Origin of the sequence: Pseudomonas sp. NBRC 111138, assembly GCF_001320835.1 — a bacterium.
Taxonomy (GTDB): Bacteria; Pseudomonadota; Gammaproteobacteria; order Pseudomonadales; family Pseudomonadaceae; genus Aquipseudomonas; species Aquipseudomonas paracarnis.
Genome location: NZ_BCBO01000121.1, coordinates 21,283 through 27,592 on the forward strand (window position 1 = coordinate 21,283; position 6,310 = coordinate 27,592).

Genomic DNA, 6,310 nt, shown 5'->3' on the forward strand with positions numbered 1-6,310 from the left:
TGTAGGAGCGAGCTTGCTCGCGAAAAACTCACCGTCGCCGCGTTCATTCAGGAAACACACGTTATCGTTGACGTTTTTCGCGAGCAAGCTCGCTCCTACAGTTCGCCCTGCATACACATTCAAAAAGCTAATCAGGCCGCCATGAAACGCTACGAAAAATTTGCCGACGACATCGCAGAACTGATCCGCTCCGGCGTCCTCGGCCCCGGCCAGCGCGTACCATCGGTACGCTATGCCAGCCAGGCCTACGGCGTCAGCCCGTCCACGGTATTCCAGGCCTATTACTTGCTGGAGCGTCGTGGCCTGATCAGGGCGCGCCCGCGTTCTGGCTACTTCGTCAACACCCACGCGCCGAGCCCGTTTTCCGAGCCGGTGGTGAGTGAGCAGGTGCATGAGTCCACCGATGTGGGTGTCAGTGAGCTGGTGTTCTCGGTACTGGACTCGATCAAAGACCCCAACACCGTGCCCTTCGGCTCGGCCTTCCCCAGCCCCATGCTGTTCCCGCTGCCGCGCCTGGCCCGCTCCCTGGCCAGTGCCAGCCGCGACATGGACCCCCGCCTGGTGGTCACCGACATGTCGCCAGGCAACCCACAACTGCGCCGCCAGATTGCCCTGCGCTATATGGTCGGCGGCCTGATGCTGCCGATGGAGGAGTTGCTGATCACCAACGGCGCCCTGGAAGCACTCAACCTGTGCCTGCAGGCCGTGACCGAACCGGGCGACCTGGTCGCCATCGAAGCGCCGGCGTTCTACGCCTGTTTGCAAGTGCTTGAACGCCTGAAGCTCAAGGCTGTGGAGATCCCGGTGCACCCGCGCGACGGTATTGACCTGAACGCCCTGGCCCAAAGCCTTGAGCGCTATCCGATCAAGGCCTGCTGGACGATGACCAGCTTCCAGAACCCCATGGGCGCCACGTTGCCTGAAGAGAAAAAACAGGCGCTGGTGGAACTGCTGCGCAGCCATCAAGTGCCTCTGATCGAAGATGACGTCTACGCCGAATTGTATTACGGGCAACAGGCCCCGAAACCGGCCAAGGCCTTCGACACCGAAGGGCTGGTGATGCACTGTGGCTCCTTTGCCAAGAGCCTGGCACCGGGTTACCGCGTGGGCTGGGTCGCCGCCGGGCGCTTCGCACAGAAGGTCGAGCGGCTGAAACTGATGACCTCACTGTGCCCGTCAATGCCGGCCCAGGCGGCGATTGCCGACTACCTGCAACACGGCGGCTATGACCGGCACCTGCGCAAACTGCGCTATGCCCTGGAAGAACAGCAAAGCGCCATGCTGGCGGCCATCGCGCGTTATTTTCCGGCGCAAACACGGGTCAGCCAGCCGGCGGGAGGCTATTTTCTGTGGTTGGAACTGCCGGAGCAGACCGACTCGCTGAAATTGTTCCAGATGGCTCTGGCCCAGGGCATCAGCATTGCGCCGGGGCCGATCTTTTCCGCCACTCAGCGCTTCAGAAACTGCATTCGCCTGAATTACGGAAGCCCTTGGAACGAGGCGTCGGAAAAGGCCATGGAGACATTAGGGCGGATCGTGCGCTCGTTTTAACGGCCGCCGCCCAAGTCGATAAACGTTCCGGTGGAATACGATGCCTTGTCCGACAGTAACCAGATAATCGCCTCCGCTACTTCATCCGGGCGCCCGCCACGCGCCATCGGGATACCGGATTCCAGCTTGCTGACTCGGTCCGGGTCGCCGCTCAGGGCATGGAAATCGGTAAAGATATAGCCAGGGCGCACGGCGTTGACGCGAATGCCCTCGCCCGCCACCTCCTTGGACAGCCCCAGGGTAAAGGTGTCCAGCGCCCCCTTGGAGGCCGCGTAGTCGACATACTCTCCCGGCGAGCCCAGCCGCGCCGCCACCGACGACACGTTGACGATACTGCCTCCCTGCCCTCCATGCCGGGGCGACATGCGCAATACCGCGTGTTTGGCACACAGGATCGGGCCCAGCACATTGGTCTTGAGGATTTTGAGGATACGAAACTCGGACATCTCATCGACCCGCGACTTATGCCCCACGGTGCCGGCGTTATTCACCAGCGCGGTGACCCGGCCCAGTTCCGTATCAACGCGATTGAACAGAGCGATCACTTCATCCTCGCTGCTGACATCGGCCCGCACGGCAATCGCCTGGGCACCCAGCGCGCGAACCTGATCCAGTACACGCAGGGCAGCGTCTTCATCAGACTGGTAGTTGATGCAGATGCGATAGCCTTGGCGAGCGGCGAGCAATGCCGTTTGGGCGCCAATGCCACGACTGCCCCCCGTGATGATGACGACTTTGTCCATGGCTGCGGCCTCCCGATTCAACCGGATGTTCAGGGTTGGATCCAAGAATACCTGTCACAGACTGCTTTTGTCAGGCGCCGCCTGTTCAGCGCCCCGGATATTCGCCATGAAGCTATCGGCCGGCAATGGATGCCCCAATAAGTAGCCTTGCAAGGAGTCACACCCCAGGCGGGTGAGGAAGTGCTGCTGCACATCGGTTTCCACCCCCTCGGCGACGATCCGCAGGCCCAGGGCCTGCCCGAGGGCCACGATGGCCGAGACGATGGCCGCGTCATCGCTGTCGTGTTCCAGGTCACGCACAAAACCGCGATCGATCTTCAGCTCGTTGGCCGGCAGGCGCTTGAGGTACATCAGGCTGGAGTAACCGGTGCCAAAGTCATCGATGGACAGGTCAACCCCCATGTCCGACAGTTGCTGCAATACCGTCATGCTCGCATCGGCATCGCTCATGGCGGTGGTCTCGGTGATTTCCAGCGTGAGGCTGTTGGCCGGCAATTGGTACCGTTCCAGTGCAGCCGCTACGCTGTTGACCAACCCGGCGTGGCAGAACTGCAACGCCGAGAGGTTCACGGCAATGCGCCAGTGCTCATAACCCTGTGCGTACCACTGACTCATCTGGCGACAAGCTTCATCGAGCACCCATTCGCCGATGGGAATGATCAGCCCGGTTTTCTCCGCCAGTGCAATAAACGTAGCGGGCATCAGCAAGCCCTGATGCGGATGCTCCCAGCGCAACAGCGCCTCGGCCCCCACGGCAAGACCACTGACGGCGTCGAACTTGGGTTGGTAATGCAAACGAAATTGCCCCTGCTCAAGGGCAATGCGCAGGTCCTGCAGCAATTGCAGTTGTTTGCGCGCATTGGTGTTCATCGACACATCGAAGAAGCTGTAGCCATTCTTGCCCATGCCCTTGGCGTGATACATCGCCGCGTCGGCGTTCATCAGCAGTTCCTGGGGGTTGCTACCGTTGCCCGGGAACATGGCGATGCCGATGCTGGCCGAGATCTGCAACTCATGCTCGGCCACCGTGAACGTGCGGTTGATCAGGCCCACCTGGCGCTCGGCCAAGCCCATCGCATCATCGGACTGGGTGAGTTGCACCAGCAACACGAACTCATCGCCGCCGATGCGGGCCAAGGTATCCTGGCTGCGCAAGTCCTCGCGCAGGCGCAAGCCAACTTCGCGCAGCAACTGGTCGCCCAGGTGATGACCAAAGGCATCGTTGACCGGTTTGAAACCATCCAGGTCGATAAACATCAAGGCAAAGCAACCGCCCCGCTCGTGCACCGCCTGGATGCCTTGTTGTATGCGATCTGCCAGCAAGGTGCGATTGGGCAGGCCGGTGAGCATGTCATGCAGGGCCAGGTGGGTGAGTTCCTGGTTGGCCAGGGTCAGGGAATCGGCGAGTACGGCGGTGCGCGCTTCCAGGCGCGCATCCAGCACCGACGTCAACAGCGCAATGACCAATACCGCCAGCGAAGTGACCAAGACCAGGTTATCCAGGCCCTTGCCGCTCAGGCCCGTCAGTGCGGCACCGCAGAAGCTGTCATCGGCAAAGCGCGCCGCAGCCATCCCGGTGTAGTGCATCCCAACGATGGCCACGCCCATCACCACGGCTGCGCCGCCCCGAGCCAGACGCACATAAGGTGTGTTGCGCCGCAGGTTGAAGGCGATCCACAGCGCGGCGCCGGAAGCCACCACCGCGATCAACAACGAAGCGCCGAACAAGGCCGGGTCGTAGTCGATGCCCGGCGTCATGCGCATCGCGGCCATGCCGGTGTAATGCATGCTGGCGATACCGGCCCCCATCACCAGTGCGCCAAACGCCAGTTGCCAGGCCGGCAAGCGTGGCTGGCTGACCAGCCATAACGCGAAGCCACTGGATAGCACGGCGATCAACAGCGACAACAGGGTAATGCCTACCTCAAACCCAAGGGCAAACGGCAGGCGCAGGGCCAACATCCCGATAAAGTGCATGGACCAGATGCCGACGCCCATCGCCACTGCGCCACCCGTGATCCACAGGTAAACGGCACGCCCCTTGGCGGTCGCGATACGCCCGGCCAGGTCCAAGGCGGTGTAGGACGCCAGGATGGCCACGCACAGGGAAATCACGACAAGGGAGGTTGAATAGCTACCGATCAGCATGGGACGTCTCGCAGGCGACCGGCGCAAAAGCCCGTGCCGGGTGGCAAATCGGGCGATTGTAGCGAGTATGAATACAGGACAGGTGATTAATTAATCCATTGGCCATCACGCAATTTCTGGCGTCAATCGGCTGGCTTTATCTGGCTGTTTTCAACCACATCATGGACATCAAAATGTGCGGGGCTTGCGCAGATTTCCTGTGGGAGCGGGCTTGCCCGCGAAGGCGGTGTGTCAGTCACCGCATCTGCTACTGCACTAACGCTTTCGCAGGCAAGCCAGCTCCCCACAGGGTGCTGTGCTTGACTGACTGGCATTGGGGCAAGCCCACACATTTGATCTTGCTCCCACAGGATGCGCGGCGTATCCGGTTACTCCTTTTCGGCCAGGGAGGTCTGGCCATCCCAGCCTCCGCCCAATGCTGCGATCAACTGCACACTGGCCACCAGCCGCGACTGCAGCAAGGTCAATACCGTGCGCTCGTTGCTCAATGCCGTCGCCTGCACCGTGACCACATCCAGATAGGCAATCAACCCGGCCTTGTACTGGTTTTCGGTCAAGCGCAAGGATTCACGCGCGGCTTCCAGTGCTTCATTGCTGACCACCGCCTCATCGGCGAGCACCTTGAGCTGGACCATGTAGTTTTCCACCTCACGGAAACCGTCCAGTACGGTCTGGCGGTATTTGGCCACGGTCTCGTCATAGCTGGCCACGGTGCGGTCGACTTCCGCCGAGCGCTGGCCGCCATCGAACAGGGTCATCGCCAGTTTCGGCCCTACCGACCAGAAGCGGTTTGGCAGGCTGATCCAATCTTCATAGGTGCTGCTGGAGTAGCCCCCCGCCAAGCTCAAGGTCAGGTCGGGGTAATAGGCAGCCTTGGCCACGCCAATATTGGCGTTGGCGGCGATGACCGAGCGCTCGGCCGAGGCGATATCGGGGCGACGCTCCAGCAACTGGGACGGCAGGCTCACCGGTATCTGCGGCAGGGCCGGGATGTCTTTGCTCTCCGCCAGGTTGAAGTTGGCTGGCGCCTCACCGATCAGTACGGCGATGGCGTTTTCCAATTGGGCACGCTGCCAGATCAGATCGATCAGGCTGGCCTGAGTGGTCTTGAGCTGGGTTTGCGCCTGGGCGATGGCATCCTTGCCAGCCACACCGGCACGGTATTGGTTTTCGGTCATTTTCAATGAGCGCTGGTAGGTGTCCAGCGTGGCTTGCAGCAAACGCGTCTGCTCGTCCATGACCCGCAGTTGCAGGTAGCTTTGCACCAGTTCGGACTGTTGGCTCAGGCGCATCGCGGCCAGGTCGGCCGAGCTCGCCTCGGCGCTGGCTTCGTTGGCCTCCAGGCCTCGGCGCAACTTGCCCCAGATATCGGCTTCCCAACTCACGCCCAACTGGGCGTTGAGGGTGTCGCGGATACCACTGCTGGAACTGCTGAGGCTGGCACTGCTGCTGCCGGTGCCCTGGCTGGCGCGGGTCTTGCCGACGCTCAGGTCAACGCTGGGGTAAAAGGCCCCCCGTGAGCTGCGTACCAGCGCCTGTGCCTGGCGAAAACGCGCCTCGGCCTGGGCGACGGTCTGGTTGGACGTGTTAAGGCGCACCACCAGGTCATTGAGTTGTCGGTCACCGTACAGCTCCCACCAGGCGCCACGCGCCAGGGAGTCGCTCGGGTTAGCCTGGCGCCAGCCTTGGGCCTCCTTGAACTGCACCGGCTCGATGACGTCCGGGCGTTTGTAGTCAGGGCCGATGGCGCAGGCGCTGAGCAACACACCACACATCATCACGGCCAATAACTTCATGCCATTTCCGGCAGCTTTATTGTGGCGAGGGAGCTTGCTCCCGCTGGAGGGCGAAGCACTCCCAGGCTTTTT

General features: G+C 61.7%; 4 protein-coding genes. 1 reads left to right on the plus strand and 3 read right to left on the minus strand.

Annotation, left to right across the window (positions count from 1 at the left end):
- Positions 1-141 precede the first annotated feature (141 nt).
- Complete coding sequence (gene mapR, locus APH41_RS21745; RefSeq protein ID WP_054898710.1) at positions 142-1,551, plus strand: GntR family transcriptional regulator MpaR; 1,410 nt, start codon at positions 142-144, stop codon at positions 1,549-1,551.
- Here mapR and APH41_RS21750 read toward each other — a convergent pair.
- The 3 genes from APH41_RS21750 to APH41_RS21760 all read right to left on the minus strand — a co-directional run bounded on the left by APH41_RS21750 (position 1,548) and on the right by APH41_RS21760 (position 6,238).
- Positions 1,548-2,294: an SDR family oxidoreductase gene (locus APH41_RS21750; RefSeq protein WP_034127640.1), complete on the minus strand. Its 747-nt coding sequence runs from the start codon at positions 2,292-2,294 to the stop codon at positions 1,548-1,550. The two genes, mapR and APH41_RS21750, sit on opposite strands and share 4 nt — an antisense overlap.
- A 54-nt stretch (positions 2,295-2,348) precedes the next feature.
- A complete protein-coding gene (locus APH41_RS21755) occupies positions 2,349-4,442 on the minus strand; it encodes a bifunctional diguanylate cyclase/phosphodiesterase (RefSeq protein WP_054921430.1) in 2,094 nt (697 codons plus the stop codon).
- Positions 4,443-4,810: 368 nt separating this feature from the next.
- Positions 4,811-6,238, minus strand: a complete 1,428-nt coding sequence (locus APH41_RS21760) for an efflux transporter outer membrane subunit (protein ID WP_054921432.1) — start codon at positions 6,236-6,238, stop codon at positions 4,811-4,813.
- Positions 6,239-6,310 lie beyond the last annotated feature (72 nt).

Bases quoted from the DNA above. Each gene is read 5' to 3' on its own strand.
- mapR (WP_054898710.1), top strand. From the start codon at position 142: ATGAAACGCTACGAAAAATTTGCCGACGACATCGCAGAACTGATCCGC.
- APH41_RS21750 (WP_034127640.1), bottom strand. From the start codon at position 2,294: ATGGACAAAGTCGTCATCATCACGGGGGGCAGTCGTGGCATTGGCGCC.
- APH41_RS21755 (WP_054921430.1), bottom strand. From the start codon at position 4,442: ATGCTGATCGGTAGCTATTCAACCTCCCTTGTCGTGATTTCCCTGTGC.
- APH41_RS21760 (WP_054921432.1), bottom strand. From the start codon at position 6,238: ATGAAGTTATTGGCCGTGATGATGTGTGGTGTGTTGCTCAGCGCCTGC.